Origin of the sequence: Vibrio mexicanus, assembly GCF_001012815.1 — a bacterium.
Classification (GTDB): domain Bacteria; phylum Pseudomonadota; class Gammaproteobacteria; order Enterobacterales; family Vibrionaceae; genus Vibrio; species Vibrio mexicanus.
In genome coordinates this window covers 20,281-40,219 of sequence record NZ_JYJP01000068.1, presented here as the reverse complement: position 1 = coordinate 40,219, position 19,939 = coordinate 20,281, and the positions used below count along the sequence as shown (strand labels likewise).

Here is a 19,939-nt window from a genome sequence, read left to right as displayed (position 1 = left end):
ATTAAGGCGTATAGAAAGTTGCAGCACCTGGGCCTACTGGTAGACCTAGTAGGAATACCCAGATGTAGAACAGTACGCTCCAACCTACTAGGAAAACTAGCGAGTAAGGCAGCATGGTCGCGATCAGCGTACCGATACCTAGGTTCTTCATGTAGCGAGTCGCTACCGCGAGAATCAGACCAAAGTAGCTCATCATCGGTGTGATAATGTTGGTCGTCGAATCACCGATACGGTATGCCGCTTGAATCGTTTCTGGTGCGTAGCCCACAAGCATCAGCATAGGAACGAAGATTGGCGCCGTTACTGCCCACTGAGCAGAAGCTGAACCGATCATTAGGTTAATAAAGCCACACATCAAGATGAAGGCGAAGAACAGCATTGGACCTGTTAGACCGATGGTCTGAAGGAAGTCTGCACCTGCTACTGCGAATACTTGACCGAAGTTTGTCCAACGGAAGAAAGCAACGAACTGAGCTGCGAAGAATACCAATACAATGTAAAGACCCATCGAAGACATCGATTTTGCCATTGCATCAATCACATCGCGGTCGTTCTTCATAGTGCCAACGGTTTTACCGTAAACAAAACCTGGGATTGCGAAGAAAACGAAGATAAAGGCAACAATACTTCTTAAGAATGGTGAGCCCGCAATTTGACCGTCAGCAGTACGTAGTACACCGTCTGCTGGAACAACTGTCCAAGCTAGAAGAGCACTCACCGCTAGGATAGCGATACCCGCAAATTTGAGACCTTTCTTCTCGATGTCAGTCAGCTTACCCATCGTGTCTTGAGATAGGTCTTCTGCCGCTTCTTCATCGTTGTATTTGCCAAGTTTCGGCTCAACGATTTTCTCAGTAACAAATGCACCAGTAATCGCAATGAAGAAAGTAGAAACGAACATGAAGTACCAGTTCACTTCTGGGCCAACAGTGTAAGTAGGGTCAATCATTTGCGCAGCAGTTTCAGTGATACCTGAAAGCAGCGGGTCAACCGTACCGATCAGAAGGTTTGCTGAATAACCACCAGATACACCGGCAAATGCCGCCGCAAGACCTGCGAGTGGGTGACGTCCTAGAGAGTGGAACAGCATAGCTGCTAGAGGAATTAGGACTACGTAACCCAGCTCTGATGCCGTGTTAGAAATGATACCAGCAAAGACAACCGTTACAGTTACCATACGCTGAGAAGCACCCATAACCAAACCACGCATTGCTGCTGATAGAAGGCCAGAGTGTTCTGCAATGGCTACACCTAGCATCGCAACCAGTACCGTACCCAGAGGAGCAAACCCAACGAAGTTTGATACTAGATTCGTTACGATTAGCTCAAGGCCATCGGCATTCAATAAGCTGACTACGTGAATCATGCCATCAGCAGCACGACCACTTGCGCCCTCTGGGCGAGGGTCAACAACGGAAACACCGAAGTATCCAGCGATTCCTGAAGAAACTAAAATAGCTAAACAGAAGATAGCAAATAGTGTGATTGGGTGGGGTAACAAATTCCCCAAATATTCAACCGCATCTAGGAAGCGCGTAAACAGCGGCTTCTTTGGCGAGTTTTGTTTAATTGAAGCAGATGAACTCATCTGTTCCCTCCTTGTTGTTATTCCTACGCATTGTGACAATAAATGCGACAAAGCGAGCGCAGAGTACTTGAGCACGCTAAGAAACAGAAACGCAATATGTAAGCAAACGTTTCATTTGGACGGATAGTTCACCAAAATTAAACAATAAACCAGAGAATATAACTAAAAAAATACAATCAAACATATAAAAAAACCTAATTGACTCATTTATCACTAAAGGTAAATGACTAAATTGGTACTAATTTTGGTAATATAAAAGCAATTTATAACGCCATTTTATGGGTGGGGTCATTGAGATTTACCCACCTATACCTATGCTACGTTTTGTGAGATCGCGCATGTACTCTATTTCCCCAGTAGGTGAAATCCTAACTCCTTACAAAGAAAAATTTGCAGTGCCGAGACAACCTCGTCTCGTTCCAAGCGCTAACGCAAGGCTAAAACTTTTAGGGGAATCTAACTGTCTAGAATCGGTAAGAGGGATTGAACAATTTAGTCACATTTGGCTGCTCTTTTTGTTCGATAGAAACCTAGAATCTGGTTGGAAACCCACCGTTCGCCCGCCTAGATTAGGCGGAAATGAGCGCGTTGGCGTCTTCGCTTCGCGGTCAACTTTTCGCCCAAATGGGATCGGCATGTCAGCCGTTGAACTGAAAAACGTGACAAAAGAAGGCGATCAAGTCTACCTCGAACTTGGCAGTGTCGATCTTGTTGACAAAACACCCATTATCGACATCAAGCCCTATATTCCCTATTCCGATGCGATTGAGTCAGCATCAGGTGGATACGCGCAAGACGAGCCGCATCAATCCGAAGTGCTATTCAGTGACAATGCAGTGGCTGCTTTGCAAGGTTTAAAAGATGCCGATACCACACAGAAAGTCATCCAGCAGGTGTTGGCACAAGATCCTCGCCCCGCCTACAAGAAAAATAAGCCTGACGACAAAGAATATGCGGTTAACTTGTTCGACTTTAATGTGAAATTCGTCGTTTCAGGAAACTTAGTGACGGTTACCGCCATTGAACGCTTTTGACAAAGCCAAATGGCTGATATTATATTCGGCTAACTTGACTCTTTGTGAGCAAAGAGTTGTACAGCTTGAATGCAATTGGCAACGAATATAGCGCTTATTGCCTCAAGCCTATTCATTGGAAATAAACGGATAAAAGAATGCGTACCAGTAACTATCTTCTTTCTACTCTGAAAGAGACTCCAAACGACGCAGAAGTAATCAGCCACCAGCTGATGTTACGTGCAGGTATGATCCGTAAGCTAGCCTCAGGTTTATACACTTGGCTACCTACTGGTCTACGTGTACTGCGTAAAGTCGAAAACATCGTTCGCCAAGAGATCGACAATGCGGGTGCTGTCGAGACTTTGATGCCCGTTGTTCAGCCGTTTGAACTATGGGAAGAGACAGGTCGCAGCGAAAAGATGGGTCCTGAGCTACTTCGCTTTACTGATCGCCATACTCGTCCGTTTGTACTTAGCCCAACGGCTGAGGAAGTGATCACAAGCCTTGTGCGTAACGAAGTTAACTCGTACAAGCAGCTTCCTCTTAACCTGTACCAAATTCAAACTAAGTTCCGTGATGAGCGTCGTCCACGTTTCGGTGTAATGCGCGCACGTGAATTCTCAATGATGGATGCTTACAGCTTCGATATCGATAAAGAAGGTCTACAAAAATCTTACGATGCGATGCACGATGCTTACTGTAAAGCGTTCGATCGCATGGGCCTAGAATACCGTCCAGTACTGGCGGATTCAGGCGCGATTGGTGGTAGTGGCTCTCAAGAGTTCCACGTATTAGCAGAAAGCGGTGAAGACCTCATCGCATTCTCTACTGAGTCTGACTACGCAGCCAACATCGAAAAAGCGGAAGCGCTTGCTCTGGCTGACGAAGCTGCAGCTCCAACTCAAGAGATGACTCTAGTTGATACGCCAAACGCGAAGACCATCGCTGAGCTTGTTGAACAGTTTGAAATGCCAATCGAGAAAACAGTGAAAACACTGTTTGTAAAAGCGTCTGACGAAGTCGATGCTGACCTGATTGCACTTATCATTCGTGGCGACCACGAGCTTAACGAGGTTAAAGCAGAGAACCTTCCTCAAGTAGCGTCTCCTCTTGAGATGGCAACAGAAGAAGAGATCCGCGCACTAATCGGTGCTGGCCCAGGTTCACTTGGCCCTGTCGGTCTAAAACTGCCATTCATTGTTGACCGCACCGTAGCGGTCATGAGCGACTTTGGCGCTGGCGCAAACATCGATGATAAACACTACTTTGGCATCAACTGGGGCCGTGACGTAGAGCTAGGTCAAGTTGAAGACCTACGTAACGTAGTTGAAGGCGATCCAAGCCATGTGGTAAAGGGACAATCGCTCTAAAACGCGGTATCGAAGTCGGCCACATTTTCCAGCTTGGTAATGTGTATTCTGAAGCGATGAATTGTGGCGTTCTTGGTCCTGATGGTAAGAACGTTATCCTTGAGATGGGTTGTTACGGTATCGGTGTATCACGTGTTGTTGCTTCTGCAATTGAGCAAAACCACGACAAATACGGCATCATCTGGCCTGACGCATTGGCTCCATTCCAAGTGGCTATCGTGCCTATGAACATGCACAAGTCAGAAGAAGTGAAAGAAGCGGCTGAGAAGCTGTACGCAGAACTGACCGCTATGGGCGTCGAAGTCCTATTTGATGACCGTAAAGAACGCCCAGGTGTGATGTTCTCTGATATGGAACTGATTGGTGTTCCTCACACTATCGTGATCGGCGATCGCAGCATGAAAGAAGGCAACTTCGAGTACAAGAACCGCCGCTCAGGTGAGAAAACAGCGGTTGCAATGACTGACATTGTTGAGCACGTTAAGGCACAACTTCAATAATTCGATTCAACCAATACTCACCACACTTCAAAGGGTTGGCTTAGGCCAGCCCTTTTTTATATTCAAAATTCATACTGTTAATCTTTGGTTCAGATTCATAAGCGTAGTCTAAATAAGAATTGTTCCCATACTAATCTAGAACACCACTTTGGCCTTTCACTCAACACATTAGGAGCTCCGCTATGGATTTAAAAAGTCTTCTCAACCAAGCACTCAAATCCGACATTGTTAAGCAAGGCACGGATGCCCTCGGTAAACAGACAAGCAGCATCAAATCATCATCGAACTCCGGACAGTTAAAAGCACTGGGTGCAGGTGCACTAGGTGGTGGACTTATCGGTATGCTGATGGGTTCTAAGAAAAGTAAAAAGATGGCTAAGAAAATGGGTAAAGGCGCACTTAAGATCAGTGGTGCTGCGGCTGTTGGTGCCCTTGCCTATAAAGTGTATAACGACTGGCAGGCAAAGCAGGACACGCAAGGTGTCGATGAAATCTTTGACCCAGAAGACAACATGCATGCAAAGCTCATTCTCAAAGCCATGATTGGAGCCGCAAAAGCCGATGGCCACGTAGATGAAGAAGAGATGGCACGTATTGAACAAGCACTGACTGAAGTGGGCGCTGATGAAAATGTTAGGCAGCTAGTACATACCGAACTGCACAAGCCACTCGACCCAAGCGAGATAGCTCGACTCGCTACATCACCGCAGCAAGCTTCTGAAATCTACCTTGCCTCACTGATTGTGGCTGATGAACAAAACTTCATGGAGAAAGCCTACTTGCAAGAGCTGGCGAAACAGCTCAACTTATCCAATGAAGTGACTTTACAACTCGAAGCCCAATTACAGTGATGTAATTTTAAGCATCACTTAGTCAAAATTGAGGCAAAACAACTCTGTGCTTTGAGTTTCAAATCGCCAGTGTGTATATTTGAGAGCAGTTATCATTTATTAAGGATTTAGCCATGCAAGTATACGGCTGTTGTGATTTGGTACGCGAGCTCTATGCTCAAATTGGTAGTGGCGATCAGGCTACATTCCGCAAGCAATCAGCTGCGCAGTCAAAGCGCTAAACGAAATTGCTGCCGATGAGTCGTTGCCTAAAGAAGCCAGAGAGAAAGCAGCATTTGCTGCTGCAAACTTACTGATTTCGGATTTTGAGGATAAGTAATGAACTTGGCTAACTTCGAAACCATGGATCCAGTGATGCTGATGAGCATCGTCAACATGAAGCTTCGTGATGATTTCGGTGGTGATCTGGATAAGCTCGTGGCTTTTTTTGATATCGACCGAGCTAAGCTAGAGCAACGTCTCGCTAGCGCAGGTTTTGATTACCTACCTGATGCCAGTCAGTTCCGATAATTGAATTCTTAAAAACAAAAACCTGCCATTGGCAGGTTTTTTATTTGCTTAGCTTAGGGCGTGTTGACCTTTCGAGATGATTTTTGCAGCTCTTTGTGGGAAATTTATACAAGGTAGAGGCTTCGATGTGTAGTTTGTCTACATGAAAAGCTGATAACGCAGTAGAAATGAATCACAAAGGCTGCCCGAAGGGTTCGGCTAAAATTGTTTTATGCTTTGTTGAAGACTCTTTGCTTAGAATGCTAGGCTAAACAGCCTTCGCCGCGCCTAAAACAATTTTATCTCGAACAAAATTTAACCACGAAAGATCAATACGCCCTAGTCAGCATGCTTACTTTTGCGCTGCTCAGATTTGCGAGCATTTCTTAGCTGTTGATTCTTGATAAAGCCTTCAAGCTCTTTCTCACCCCATGCTAGTGCTTTCTCTTCTGATTCAAAGCCCATTTCGCGCTTAGAAACGACCACTCGACGAGAAGTCACTTGGCGTGTAATTTCCGCAGCCCAACCGTTACGCTTTTCGATTACGCGTACCGCAAATTTCTTACTAGTTGACATGTATCTGTGCCTTAATAAATGAATAATGATGGCTCTACTCTTAGAAACCTATCTGTATAGAGCATTTCTGGCCACCACTCCGTGGCAAGCGCGGTATTAGAGCACAAATGTCGCTAGCATGCTTCAATTTTATCGCTTTATTCACTCTCGTCAGTTTGAGAGGATTCTTCTGAGGTAATCATTTCCATCACACTGCTACGATTGCGTCCACTCTGCTTCGCCTGATACAGCTCTTTATCGGCAAGGCGAACTAAATTGGCATAACTGTTCTTTTTACTGCCAATGCTGTACAAGCCTCCAATACTCACCGTTAGATAATCACTTACAGTAGAATGAGCATGTTCGATTTGTAATTCATTGATACCGAAATGAATTCGGCTCGTGACTTCATCACAGTCGATGGGCATAGAGGATGCAATAACAATACAAAACTCTTCCCCTCCAAATCTGGCTACCACCTCACTTTTGTATTGAAACAATGCATCCAGTTTGGCTGCAACAGCCTTTAATGCTTTATCACCCGCAACATGGCCATAGTTGTCATTGAAAGGCTTAAAGTAATCGACATCAATCATAAAAACAGCCAAGTGCTCGAAGGTTCTGTCTTGCAGCCAACCTTCCGCTAAATGCTCTAGCCTTCGCCTGTTTGCGACCCCCGTTAACGGATCGTGTTCAGACTGCAACGTAGCTTTTGACGACTTTCATCAATGTCTCGAATCAAGCGATTGATCGCTCTTGTGAACTGTTTCATCTCCTTAGAAACGAAGTAGCTCTCATCGGGTAGCCCCTTTCCGTGCTCTGAAAATTCAATGAGTGCCTTTCTGGCTCTATTCATTGGCTGTATGAGCTTATGAACGAGCAATAGGTTCATCACAAACAGTGTGAATGAAAAGCCCACTACTACACTCAATTCATTAGAATCTATAAATTTAGGGCGAGCGACACTGTGTTTAACTTCAATTTGTATATAGGAGCCTGACAGCTGATCAGGAAGGCCAATAAAGCTCGACGTTGATTCTGAATGTGAGTGGTAAATGATAGGGACAGTTTCAAGTATAGAAATATTGACATCCAAACCAGTCGTCATCTCAACTAGCTGCAAATAGTTAGGTTGAAGCGGTTGGATAAAACCAATATAACCTTTCGTACAATCACGAGCTTGGCTGTTACAGATTCGAGATGCTGAGTAAAGGAAAGCTCTTCGCCCATAGGCCATCACACCGGTGACAGGCGAGATCTCTTCACTATTTTGTGTGCTAGCCATCTCAATAAGAGGAGAAATGTAACCATGCCAACCTTCACTCGCTTCTACTAATGAACTTGAGGAAAAGTCATACCGTCTGCTTAATATTATCTTGCGCATCGGATCTGCAATAAATACCCCAGCGATACCCAGCGACTCCATGGTATGTTCATTCATATCGACGGTAATAAATGAGTCATTGTTCCCTAGCACAAACTCAGCTGTTGCATCCCAAGCTGCGTGATCAGCCAGCTTACCCTCCAAGTCACTTTGGCCAATCGAGAGCATGGTTTTTACTTGTTGAATCTCACGAGCGTGAATCTGCTCCACTTGCTGAAGCGCCTTGTCATATGACCATAGATATTTAAACAAGAAATAAGCAGATAGAAACATCACAACGATAAGCAAAGAGACGAGGCTAGATAAACTTCTAATGCTCCAATTCGCTATCGACATACTGTCTCTCTCCTTGTTCTGTGTCTTTTTAATCTAGTTCAGGAGCTAACCCCTGTCATTTTCTCTGAGAAATTGAAAACAATAAAAAAAGGCGCGACTCCTAGAGTCGCGCCTTTCTAAACATTAAAAGCGTCAGTTAAATGATTAACCTACGTTCTTACGTGCGTTCTGGAACATGCGCATCCAAGCACCGTTCTCGCCCCAACCTTCTGGAGACCAAGAGTTTGCCACTGTGCGGAATACACGCTCTGGGTGCGGCATCATGATAGTCACACGGCCATCTTGAGTCGTTAGACCTGTGATTGCGTTTGGTGAACCATTCGGGTTGTTCGGGTATTGTTGAGTTGCATTACCGTGGTTATCCACGTAACGCACTGCAACCGTACCTGATGCTTCAATCGCCGCTAGGTGATCAGCATCACGTACTTCTACGCGGCCTTCACCGTGAGACACTGCGATTGGCATACGAGAGCCTGCCATGCCGTCAAAGAATACAGAATCAGACTTCTGAACTTCCACTAGGCTGAAGCGAGCTTCAAAACGCTCAGATTCGTTACGAACGAAGCGTGGCCATAGGTCTGCACCTGGGATCAGCTCTTTCAAGTTCGATAGCATCTGACAGCCGTTACACACACCTAGAGAGAACGTATCTTCACGCTGGAAGAAGCCTTCGAACTGATTGCGAGCTTGCTCGTTGAATAGGATAGACTTAGCCCAACCTTCACCCGCACCGAGTACGTCACCGTAAGAGAAGCCGCCACAAGCCACAAGACCTTGGTACTCTTCCAGAACAGCTTGACCGGTTAGGATGTCGCTCATGTGGATATCAGTCGCTTCGAAGCCTGCACGGTCAAACGCTGCCGCCATCTCAACGTGAGAGTTCACACCTTGCTCACGTAGGATTGCCATCTTAGGTTTCGCACCTTTAGCAATAAACGGAGCTGCAATGTCTTCGTTAACGTCAAAGCTCAGCTTAACGTTCAGACCTGGGTCTGAGTTGTCTTTCTTCGCTTCGTGCTCTTGGTCAGCACATGCCGGGTTATCACGTAGGCCTTGCATCTTGTGCGTTGTCTCAGCCCAGATAGTACGTAGTTCAGTACGGTTACGCTCAAGAACCACTGTCTCACCAGAAGTGATGACTAGCTCGTCAGACGCTTCTACAGAACCAATTACGTGTGAACACGCTTCTAGGCCATTTGCTGCTAGCGTTGAAAGTACAGAATCTAGGTCATCGTTCTTAACTTGAAGTACCGCACCCAGCTCTTCGTTGAATAGCGCAGCCAGAGCGTCGTCGCCTAGGTCAGCAATATCAGCTTTAACACCACAGTGACCCGCAAATGCCATCTCAGCAAGAGTCACGAATAGACCGCCGTCACCCTTATCGTGGTAAGCCACTACTTGATCGTTCGCTACTAGAGTTTGTACGCCTTCGTAGAAACCTTTCAGCTGCGCTGCGTTATCTACGTCTGCTGGCTTGTCACCAAGCTGCTTGTAAACCTGCGCTAGCGCCGTTGCACCTAGACGGTTCTGACCGTTACCTAGGTCGATAAGAACCAGTGACGTGTCACCTTTGTCAGTGCGAAGCTGAGGAGTGATTGTCTTACGCACATCTTCAACACGTGCAAACGCAGTGATGATTAGAGATAGCGGAGACGTGACTTCTTTCTGCTCGCCGTTCTCTTCCCACTTAGTCTTCATCGACATTGAGTCTTTACCCACTGGGATAGTTAGACCAAGTGCCGGACATAACTCTTCACCTACCGCTTTCACCGCTTCGTAAAGACCTGCATCTTCACCAGGGTGGCCAGCTGGAGACATCCAGTTCGCAGACAGTTTAATGTGTTTGATATCACCGATGTTTGTCGCTGCGATGTTCGTAATTGCTTCACCAACCGCTAGACGAGCCGAAGCACCGAAGTCTAGTAGAGCAACTGGCGTACGCTCACCCATCGACATTGCTTCACCGTGGTAAGTGTCGTAGCTTGCTGCGGTTACTGCGCAGTTAGCGACTGGAACCTGCCAAGGGCCAACCATTTGGTCACGAGCAACAAGGCCAGTTACCGTGCGGTCACCGATCGTGATAAGGAATGTTTTTTCTGCAACCGTTGGAAGACGCAGAACGCGCTCTGCTGCTTCGTTTAGCTCAATGCCGTCACGGTTAACCGCAGGGTTGTTCGCTTTAAGTGTTTTCGCATCACGGTGCATCTTAGGTGTTTTACCTAGAAGAACATCCATTGGCATGTCGATTGGCGTGTTGTCGAAGTGTGAATCTTCAAGTTTCAGTTCACGCTCTTCTGTTGCCACACCCACTACTGCGTATGGTGCGCGTTCACGCTTACAAATTGCATCGAATACTTCCATATTCTCTGGCGCAACTGCCATTACGTAACGCTCTTGAGATTCGTTACACCAGATCTCAAGTGGCTCATGCCTGGTTCGTCGTTTGGCACGTCACGCAGCTGGAAGATACCGCCACGTTCGCCATCGTCTACAAGCTCAGGAAGTGCGTTAGAGATACCGCCCGCGCCCACATCGTGGATGAATGCAATTGGGTTCTCGTCGCCAAGCTGCCAACAACGGTCAATAACTTCCTGACAACGACGTTCCATCTCTGGGTTTTCACGCTGTACTGAAGCAAAATCTAGATCTTCTGCTGATTGGCCAGACGCCATTGAAGAAGCCGCACCGCCACCAAGGCCGATGTTCATTGCAGGACCACCAAGTACGATTAGGCTTGCACCTACCGGGATCTCTTTCTTCTGAACGTGCTCGTCACGGATGTTACCCATACCACCAGCAATCATGATTGGCTTGTGGTAACCACGAACCTCTTCACCTGCGTGAGAGTTCACTTTTTCTTCGTAAGTACGGAAGTAACCCAGTAGGTTTGGACGACCAAATTCGTTGTTGAACGCCGCGCCACCAAGTGGGCCTTCTAGCATGATGTCCAGAGCGTTAACAATGCGACCCGGCTTACCGAAGTCTGTTTCCCATGGCTGTTCAAAACCAGGAATACGTAGGTTAGATGTTGTGAAACCAACTAGGCCTGCTTTTGGCTTACCGCCAATACCTGTTGCGCCTTCATCACGGATTTCACCGCCTGAACCCGTAGAAGCACCTGGCCATGGAGAGATAGCGGTTGGGTGGTTGTGCGTTTCCACCTTCATTAGGATGTGCGCTTTCTCTTGGTTGTAACCGTACTGGCGAGTTTCTGGGTTCGGGAAGAAACGACCTACATCAGAACCCACCATAACTGCTGCGTTATCTTTGTATGCAGACAGTACGTTTTCAGGCGTGGTTTCGAATGTGTTCTTGATCATTTTGAACAGAGACTTGTCTTGCTTAACTCCGTCGATAGTCCAGTCTGCGTTGAAGATCTTGTGACGACAGTGCTCTGAGTTCGCCTGTGCAAACATCATTAGCTCGATGTCTGTTGGGTTACGGTCGAGCTTGTTTACGAACGCATCGTAAAGGTACTCAATCTCATCGTCTGCAAGTGCAAGACCTAGGGTAACGTTTGCGTTTTCAAGCGCAGCGCGACCACCATTTAGTAGGTCAACGTCAGCAACAGGTGCAGGCTCTGCAACTTGGAAAAGTGCGTTCGCTGAATCGAAGTCTGAGAACACCACTTCCATCATACGGTCGTGGATAATTGCTTTTAGCTCAACCAATTGAAGCTCAGTTAGTTCAGCAGATGTTTCAACGTAATACGCAGTGCCACGCTCTAGACGAACAACTTTGTCTAGACCACAGTTATTTGCGATGTCTGTTGATTTTGATGACCAAGGAGAGATAGTGCCCGGACGAGGCGTAACTAGAAGCAGCAGGCCAGCAGGCTCATGCTCTTCAATCGTTGGACCGTAAGTCAGTAACTTTTCTAACTTCTCAACTTCAGACGCATCAAGGTCTGCCGTTAGATCAGCAAAGTGGGTAAATTCAGCGTAAATACCTGTTACTGGCAGGCTCAATTCACGACAAAGCTCTAAAAGCTTGTTAACACGAAACTCAGAAAGAGCTGGGGAGCCACGAAAAATTCTCATGCTTAGGTCTCTTATGCAATTGATTAAGGTGATATTGGTATAAATTCAGTGGGTTAAAATAACAAAAGCCTTATTAAGCCTCGTCATTTCATTGTTTTCTTCGAATCCATTCCCGAAGGTTTTCCAAACCTATGCCGATTGCACCTCTCATTTGCGAGCGCATTATATAGCAATTAATTTTGTGATGTAACACCAAACGCAACCGTTTGCGTCATTTTTTTGTCAAATTTGAAATACAGCGATCATAACGATTGGGCGCGCACATTTATCTTTGTTTACTGTGCGTTGCTTTGCCAATGCTCCGTGCTCTGATATAAAGACCTTACTGGATGAATGAGAACTTAAAAATAAATGCCATTAATCTCTATAAATTTGAAGCAGTTTCTGATTTTGACATGCGCCAGTCTCTCTATGATGGGCTGTCAAATTGAGTCTCAACCAAAAAGCGATTTAGACCAGATCCGCGAGCGCGGTGTTCTGCGTGTTGGCACGCTCAATAACCAACTCTCTTTCTATATTGGACCCGATGGCCCTGCGGGTTTGGATTATGAGCTTGCACGCGAGTTTGCTAATGAACTTGGCGTACAGCTTGAGATGAAACCTGCTTATCGCATCTCTAGCCTCTACCCTGCTCTAGATAATGGCGAGATAGACATTATTGCGGCAGGACTGAGTCAATCGCAGGAGCGAATCCAACGTTTTAGAGCGGGTCCGGCTTATTATTACGTCAGCCAACAGTTGGTGTATAAACCAGGAACTTGGCGTCCACGTAATCTTGAACAGCTACTTAACAACCAAGATAAACTGATCGAAGAAAACGAAGGACAAGCGATACTTCGAATCATTAGTGATTCACACTTCAACAAAACGTTAGCGGCTATTCAAAACGAACACGAAAACTTCCAATACGAAGTCGACTCCAACGCTGATGTTAATGATCTGCTCAAACAAGTTTCTCAAGGGGATTTGCGATTTACTGTTGCCGATTCCGTCGAGGTTTCACTATCACAACGTATTTACCCCGAGCTTGCCCTGGCATTCGAACTTACCGAAGACCAACCAATCTCATGGTTCATTCGCCGCAGTGAAGATGAAAGTCTGTATGCATTGATGATTGAGTTCTTCGGCAATCAAAAACAATCCGGCAACCTAGCAACTCTAGAAGAAAAGTATATCGGTCATATTGGCAGTTTCGATTATGTCGACACACGTGCTTCATCCGAGCTCTAGATAACACGTTACCAAAGTGGTCGCCACTCTTTAAAAAATACTCTGGTGAATTCGATTGGAGACTACTCGCGGCATTGGGCTACCAAGAGTCGCACTGGAATCCAACGGCTAAGTCGCCAACTGGGGTTCGCGGCATGATGATGTTGACGCTGCCAACCGCTAAGAGTGTTGGCGTGAACAATCGCTTAGATCCGGAACAATCGATCCGAGGGGTGCAGAATATCTAAGAAGAATGGTTGCTCGTGTGCCAGACAGCATTCCTGAACACGAAAAGATCTGGTTTGCACTCGCTTCATACAATGTAGGCTTTGGACACATGATGGATGCGAGACGTTTAACTCGCGCGCAAGGTGGTAATCCAGACGCTTGGGCAGATGTTAAAGATCGCTTGCCACTGCTTCGCCAGAAGAAATACTACAGCCAAACACGATACGGTTATGCTCGTGGCGATGAAGCTCGCAACTATGTTGAGAATATTCGTCGCTACTACCAGACCATCATTGGACATGTAGAGCAACAATCGCGTAATCAATCGGAAGGTGGTATTGAAGATCTCACCGTCATCGCCCCTCCGGAATCCGCCCTGTCTGAAGCAGAAAATCAGCTTTCTGGAGCAATCAGCTCTAGTGACAGCACATTGACCGAATAATCACCTATCGGGTAACTTTTTTCAACGTTACCCCCTTGATATTCCCTTCCAAAAACCATATATATGCTATTGCAAAGACAGTGATGGAACTTCATTTTTCTGTCACAGTCTAAGCATATAACTCTATGTAAATAAAGTAGTGGCTTTAGTCGAGATAAGTACTGAAGCGCGAAAGCCCACCCGGGCTTTCTGTTATAAGAAAATCAGAAGTCGAGGAGTTGTTTATGAAAAAACATAAGTTTCGTTCAAAGCAACTAACGAAGTCGGGTTCAGCAAATCGTCGTAAACGCATGCTTTCGAATATCAAGAAGAAAGTGTTATGGCGTAATCGTGCGTTTATGCACGTGCTAGCGATTAGTTAAAATTAGCAAACATCTACTTGTTAGATGTTTGCTTAAGAGACTTTTCTTGCTCTGCTTTTTCAGCCTTTCTTTTCTCTTTTATCTCTTTTCTACGACGCTTAAAAAACGCTTGAAGCTGCTCACGACATTCGTCTTCCAGCAATCCACCTTCAACATCCGCGTAATGGTAACTGGCTTGGCTTTCAAACAAGTTCAGCACAGAACCCGCTGCACCCGCTTTTAGATCTGGCGCGCCAAACACCACGCGTTTCACACGGCTATGAAGCAGTGCTCCTGCACACATTGGGCAAGGTTCTAGTGTTACGTAGAGTGTTGTATCCAGTAGACGATAGTTCTCTAGCGCTTCCCCCGCTTTACGAATCGTCTCTATCTCGGCATGAGAGGTTGCATCATGATTACCGATAGAGCAGTTCCAGCCTTCCGCAATAATTTCTCCATCTTTGACTAACACAGCGCCGACAGGCACTTCACCTTGGTTTTCAGCTTTGTGGGCTAAAGTCATCGCATGGCGCATGAACTGCTCATCTTCAGAAGTAAACGGGGGCTGTGACAAAAGAGACTCCATCCATCGATGACTAGGATCTATCAAACCGTATTATCGAGGGTATTATTGAAAGAGAAAAAGTAGCGAGATTATAGGGGGAGACTGGAATGGAGCAAGTCAGTGACAAACCACCTTTCGAGTGAAACAGACGTCACCCGTGGACAACACAGTCAATTTCAGAAACAAAAAAGCGCAACCCTTTCGGACTGCGCTTTGGCAATTTATATCGCAAGTCAAACTGACTCGCTACCCTAGATCTTACATTGCGTAAGTGTAAGGTGCCGCGATACCTAGTGGAATACCTACAGCCCAGTAAGCAAGTAGGAAAATAGTCCAACCAATTAGCATTGCGATAGAGTAAGGCATCATTAGAGACGCTAGCGTACCGATACCTGTCGACTTTACGTAACGCTGACAGTAAACAACCACAAGCGGGAAGAATACCATTAGAGGTGAAATGATGTTCGATACAGAGTCACCAACACGGTAAGCCGCCTGAGATAGCTCTGGAGAGATACCAACCGCCATTAGCATTGGAACAAGGATTGGACCAATCAGTGCCCACTTAGCAGACGCTGAACCAACAAGCAGGTTAACAAACGCAGTTAGTAGAATCATACCAACGATAGTCGCTTGACCAGGTAGGTTCATCGCTTTCAAGCCTTCCGCACCGTACAGCGCCAGCATAGTACCAATGTTTGACTGAGCAAATGCTGCTAGGAACTGAGCACAGAAGAATGACATAACAATGTATGCACCCATAGTCGACATCGTCTCAGACATAGACTTGATAACATCGTTGCTGTTTTGGAACTTGCCAGAAACGCGGCCGTATACGATACCCGGGATAACAAATAGGATGAAGATCAGCGGTACGATTGACTGCATGATTGGTGCAGAGAATGCCGTGATCTCACCATCAGGAGAACGTAGTGCTGAGTTCTCAGGCCATACTGCAAAGACGAGTGCTGCGATACCCGCCATCATAGCCCAACCAGCGTAACGGAATGCTTTAGATTCGATCTCAGTGAATGTGCCTAGATCTGGTGCTTCTTCAGCATCTTCATCAATTGCTGTATTTTTAAGACGTGGCTCAATGATCTTCTCTGTTACCCACCAACCAATTGCGATAACCACAACTGAAGATAGACCAGTAAAGAAGATGTTTGCTAGAGGGTTAATCACGTAGTCAGGGTCTAGAACGTTCGCAGACGTTTGCGTGAAACCAGCAAGTAGAGGATCGATACCAGAAGGGATAAAGTTTGCAGAGAAACCACCTGATACACCAGCGAATGCCGCTGCGATACCCGCTAGAGGGTGACGGCCTGCTGCGTGGAAGATGATACCACCTAGAGGAATTACTAGTACGTAACCTGCATCTGCTGCTGTGTGCGATACAATCGCCACAAGAATAAGCATCGGCGTTAGTAGCTTAGCTGGTGTGAAGTTAAGCATCTTCTTAAGGCCAGTTGTAATAAAGCCAGAAGAGTCAGCAACACCAACACCTAGCATCGCAACTAATACAATGCCTAATGGTGCAAAGCCAGTAAATGTTGTTACCATGTTTGCAAGGAAACTTGCTAAAGCTTCACCAGTAAGCAGGTTGTTTACTACTAGAGCTTCATCGGTACGAGGGTTAATTAGGTCAAACGAAACGTTTGATAGAAGGGCAGACGCTACCCATACAATGACAAGTGCCCAAAAGAACAAAATTGCTGGATCTGGGATCTTATTACCAGCACGTTCAATAAAGTTTAAAAAGCGGTCCATTCTGCTCGGCTTCAGATCGGGCGCTTGATTTACAGCTTGGTTACTCATGGTAACTCCATATGTATTATGTGATGTTGTTGCCAGTGGCCTTTAGTATAGTCGTCATGGCTATATTCAATTACACATTGTAAGGAATACGTCTATTAAAAGCACAAGGTTCTGAGTATTTTTTTAAATACAGCGACATATTTTGCAAAACACCAAACGACGTGCAACAAAATAAAAACACAAACACATCAATACACAATACATTTAAGAAACCAAATTGATAAGATTGTCAGAACAAGGTGAAACCGAGCTCATAAATCGTCCGATTTAGTCAAACTCACTGTAGCGGGAGATCATTGTCTCCAACGTGACATTTTGTATTTTGTCATTTCGATCTGTCCAGTATGCTTTTACTTGTATTGATTTCAAGTCACTGGCGAGTGAACCCGAAACCGGGGTTATCGTACAAGAAAAGTCATAAACTGAATCTGTGAGCCTGATAACGCAGCAGACGCAGCATCTGGGTGAGACTTATTGAGGCAGTAAATTGGATCGGCTAGATCATCAAATGGGATAAGGTTAGTCGCACCACTCAGTATATTTGTGCGTGTCTGAAAAAACTCCATTTGGCGGTCTGCATAGTGAAGAGCTTCAATACTTTGTGCAGCATACCCCGCCTTTTGCTCAACATAGACTTGTAATTTTACCAAGCTTAAGGAAGCGATACCAATCAGTATAAAAGAAATCAAAACCTCAAGTAGACTAAATCCAAGCTGTTTAGAGATCATTCCACGAACCTCTTTGCCATTGGTACGTTAATTCAGGACTAATAGGATTTGCTGCAGCATTGAACTTCAAGTCAATATCACCAACAATGGTTGTTGTTCCCAATGGAGAATCGAACACCAACCCTCCGGTTGGTAAACCCGACGCAAACTGAATTCCTACTGTTTCACTGCTTACAAAGCTTGCAAAATCATTTGGAAAAGCTAGTCCAGACCAAAAGTTATCAATTCTATTTTTTACATTTGTCTTGCCATAATCGACTAAGTGGTAAATAACACCGTTGTAAACCATCGCTCCATCAACCGCTAAAACACCATCTTGGATAACTAGCATCTGAGACACGTTTGCATGCGCTGCTACTGATGCGTCTATATGACAGTTCCCTTCGATCCATAGCCCTTTCGTTTGGCCTGAAACAAAGTGGTCCGTGATTTCCGCACCACAATTAGTCGCTGATGATGAAATCAAACTCACGTAGTCAAATTTACTACTGTCCCGTGAGATGTCGTAGATATTGGAATCCGTTTTAGGCATACCAAAGTATTTAGGGAATGGATTCATATACGGGTCAGGGAGGAAATCTTTCTGAAAAGGGGCTGGCAACTCCTGACGATAGTGGTCATTTGCATTTAGCGTATATGTTACAGAATTTTTTGGCATTACCGATTTGTAATCGCTATGGCACTGTCCATCAAAGCCGTTAAATGGAGCATTAGGAGAAGGATCAAATACTTCAAGTCCGTTTGCCCTACCACTGGAGCCATGCGTTGCATCGTATTTATAAGTAAATTGCTTGGCAAAGGAGACACTAATACATTCATATTCGTTTCCCTCTAATGGCATCGGCTTGGCCGTTGGCTCAATCACTACCGTGCCGATGAGCTCTATCGGCCCCGTTGATTGAATGGCACCAAAACCTGACTCAGGCAGTTCAAATATTGTTTTCTCAACGTCATAATTATTAGCAAGCGCTTCAAGATAGTAGGAATTAGCGACTATCCCATTTTGTAGCTTAATCTCTGGTAGAGAAGAATAGGAACTACACCATGATGAGAAGTCAGCAGGTCTAGTAGAAGGATCAATAATATCACTGACCGCTTTATTGGTCGCAGCCAGATAAGAAAAAGTGCACTCTAAACCAGCCTCAGCCAGCCAGTAATTTTTCCGTCCTTCAACCTCATTCTGCGCTATTTTTATTTGATGAAAAACGGTTTGATAGCTGCCTAGAACTAAAATGAGCGTGCATAAGAGAAGAATTGATGTGATTAGTAGAGTGGCAAAGCCTGAATTTTTTACCATTACTGCCAGTTCCTTTGCTTCACCGTAATTGCAATAGATTTAGTAATGTTTGCACTTGGGATCGATGCTTCTATATCGATATCAGTGATACTCGAGTGAGTATTTCCGCTACTTAGCGATTTTTTAGTTATGTTGAAAGTATCAACATCAATTATTTTCTCATCGAAAAGGGAATAGCATGATGTAACTTCATCAAAAGTAATGATTTCATCCGACGCAGTTACCCCTTTTTCGCATATTTTCAGCTTTTCATCCTTCAACTTGTAAACAATGTTGCGATAATCTTTGCTGTCTGGCGAGCCCTCTCTAAAGTAGGCAAAGCCAACAGCAGAAGCACCACTTAATTGAATCGTATCCGTTGCTCCTGATAGCTTAAGTGACAGACCATTTGAACCATCAAAACCAGCTCGTTGAACATCTTCTTTTAACACCAACATTGTACTTGTTAAACTTTGGATGAGCAGCAACTCTAGCGCTCTATCTTTTGCTACTCTTTGACCAGTCAAAAAAACGCCACCAATTATGCCTATCGCAATAATGCCAATGGCAGACGCTACCATCATCTCAATCAATGACGAGCCTCTATTTTTACTAAGCAATCGATTCATAACAAAGACCTAACATGGGGGTAGTCATACAGCTCAGTATTCATGGAGCAGATTTTGACTCGACCAGGTGGATTGGAAAGGGATGCTTTCAGGTGAGTAGCTGTATTATTGAAAGGATGAAAAGTTATTCCTCCTGGATTTGGTCGCCCCCTAATCTTCTCAAATTTAACAGGAAGAGGGTCATTAATGGCTGATGCGTAATTATGTTTTACCGTTATGCCTTTAAAGCTAGTACCATCGAAAAACAGGATCTCATTATCAGAAGGATCGACTAACTTTAGACTCCAGTTTCCCGTTGATTGAGGATCATCACTCGCAAACGAAAACATTACCCTCAAGTCCACATTTCTTTTTATTGCTTCCGATTTAGCCTGAACAAGAAAGCCACTTAATTCCGATGCAAGTCGTCGCATTTTTACTGCATCTGACACTGAGCTAAAGCTTGGTACGGCAAAACTAAGTATCAACACAAAAACTGAAAGCGTAATTAGCAGTTCTATTAAGGTAAACCCGCGAGTCATTTCCCAAATTCCTGTGTAATAGCATGCACCACCATATTCAACATTGAACATAT

At 45.2% G+C, this 19,939-nt stretch carries 12 protein-coding genes and 6 pseudogenes; 7 read left to right on the top strand and 11 right to left on the bottom strand.

Annotated elements, in window-relative coordinates:
* Position 1: 1 nt before the first annotated feature.
* Entirely contained in the window at positions 2-1,588 is a 1,587-nt protein-coding gene (locus UA76_RS10015; RefSeq protein ID WP_047045542.1) for an AbgT family transporter, read from the bottom strand.
* A gap of 338 nt (positions 1,589-1,926) precedes the next feature.
* On the opposite strand from UA76_RS10015, the gene tsaA reads away from it, so the two are divergent.
* From tsaA to UA76_RS09990, 5 genes and pseudogenes are all read left to right on the top strand, one after another.
* The gene (gene tsaA, locus UA76_RS10010; protein WP_047045540.1) at positions 1,927-2,622 is read left to right on the top strand and encodes a tRNA (N6-threonylcarbamoyladenosine(37)-N6)-methyltransferase TrmO; all 696 of its coding nucleotides are present in this window, start codon (positions 1,927-1,929) and stop codon (positions 2,620-2,622) included.
* 137 nt (positions 2,623-2,759) lie between these two features.
* A pseudogene (locus tag UA76_RS10005) lies at positions 2,760-4,474 on the top strand (proline--tRNA ligase).
* A gap of 182 nt (positions 4,475-4,656) precedes the next feature.
* Positions 4,657-5,325: a tellurite resistance TerB family protein gene (locus UA76_RS10000; protein ID WP_047045538.1), complete on the top strand. Its 669-nt coding sequence runs from the start codon at positions 4,657-4,659 to the stop codon at positions 5,323-5,325.
* 113 nt (positions 5,326-5,438) lie between these two features.
* Positions 5,439-5,644 (top strand): annotated as a pseudogene (locus UA76_RS09995) (YaeP family protein).
* Positions 5,644-5,835 (top strand): DUF4250 domain-containing protein, encoded by a 192-nt coding sequence (locus UA76_RS09990; protein WP_047045535.1) that lies wholly within the window; start codon positions 5,644-5,646, stop codon positions 5,833-5,835. The pseudogene UA76_RS09995 and the gene UA76_RS09990 overlap by 1 nt, the downstream one beginning before the upstream one ends.
* Positions 5,836-6,156: 321 nt before the next feature.
* Here the strand turns inward: UA76_RS09990 and UA76_RS09985 are convergent.
* The 4 genes and pseudogenes from UA76_RS09985 to purL form a co-directional block, all read right to left on the bottom strand.
* Positions 6,157-6,390 (bottom strand): annotated as a pseudogene (locus tag UA76_RS09985) (DUF3622 domain-containing protein); the annotation flags it as partial.
* 137 nt (positions 6,391-6,527) lie between these two features.
* A complete protein-coding gene (locus UA76_RS23440; protein ID WP_052772005.1) occupies positions 6,528-7,073 on the bottom strand; it encodes a GGDEF domain-containing protein in 546 nt (181 codons plus the stop codon).
* Positions 7,049-8,089, bottom strand: a complete 1,041-nt coding sequence (locus UA76_RS09980; protein WP_052772004.1) for a CHASE4 domain-containing protein — start codon at positions 8,087-8,089, stop codon at positions 7,049-7,051. Before UA76_RS09980 ends, UA76_RS23440 begins: the two co-directional genes overlap by 25 nt.
* A gap of 144 nt (positions 8,090-8,233) precedes the next feature.
* Positions 8,234-12,129, bottom strand: a pseudogene (purL, locus tag UA76_RS09975) (phosphoribosylformylglycinamidine synthase).
* A gap of 351 nt (positions 12,130-12,480) precedes the next feature.
* On the opposite strand from purL, the pseudogene mltF reads away from it, so the two are divergent.
* Both mltF and UA76_RS24080 read left to right on the top strand, forming a co-directional pair.
* A pseudogene (mltF, locus tag UA76_RS09970) lies at positions 12,481-14,008 on the top strand (membrane-bound lytic murein transglycosylase MltF).
* 224 nt (positions 14,009-14,232) lie between these two features.
* Complete coding sequence (locus UA76_RS24080) at positions 14,233-14,370, top strand: hypothetical protein (protein ID WP_202906930.1); 138 nt, start codon at positions 14,233-14,235, stop codon at positions 14,368-14,370.
* Positions 14,371-14,383: 13 nt separating this feature from the next.
* On the opposite strand, the gene tadA is transcribed toward UA76_RS24080, so the two are convergent.
* From tadA to UA76_RS09940, 6 genes and pseudogenes are all read right to left on the bottom strand, one after another.
* On the bottom strand, positions 14,384-14,935 hold the full coding sequence (tadA, locus tag UA76_RS09965) for a tRNA adenosine(34) deaminase TadA (RefSeq protein ID WP_075202561.1): 552 nt from the start codon (positions 14,933-14,935) through the stop codon (positions 14,384-14,386).
* Positions 14,936-15,172: 237 nt separating this feature from the next.
* The gene (locus UA76_RS09960; RefSeq protein ID WP_047045527.1) at positions 15,173-16,732 is read right to left on the bottom strand and encodes an AbgT family transporter; all 1,560 of its coding nucleotides are present in this window, start codon (positions 16,730-16,732) and stop codon (positions 15,173-15,175) included.
* Between the two features lie 267 nt (positions 16,733-16,999).
* A pseudogene (locus UA76_RS22445) lies at positions 17,000-17,460 on the bottom strand (prepilin-type N-terminal cleavage/methylation domain-containing protein).
* On the bottom strand, positions 17,450-18,757 hold the full coding sequence (locus UA76_RS09950; protein ID WP_047045525.1) for a hypothetical protein: 1,308 nt from the start codon (positions 18,755-18,757) through the stop codon (positions 17,450-17,452). Before UA76_RS09950 ends, UA76_RS22445 begins: the two are co-directional and overlap by 11 nt.
* A complete protein-coding gene (locus UA76_RS09945) occupies positions 18,757-19,365 on the bottom strand; it encodes a prepilin-type N-terminal cleavage/methylation domain-containing protein (RefSeq protein ID WP_047045523.1) in 609 nt (202 codons plus the stop codon). The genes UA76_RS09950 and UA76_RS09945 overlap by 1 nt, the downstream gene beginning before the upstream one ends.
* Positions 19,362-19,937 carry a GspH/FimT family pseudopilin gene (locus tag UA76_RS09940; protein WP_337588528.1) on the bottom strand — a complete coding sequence of 192 codons (576 nt, stop codon included), beginning with the start codon at positions 19,935-19,937 and terminating at the stop codon, positions 19,362-19,364. The genes UA76_RS09945 and UA76_RS09940 overlap by 4 nt, the downstream gene beginning before the upstream one ends.
* Between the last annotated feature and the right edge of the window lie 2 nt (positions 19,938-19,939).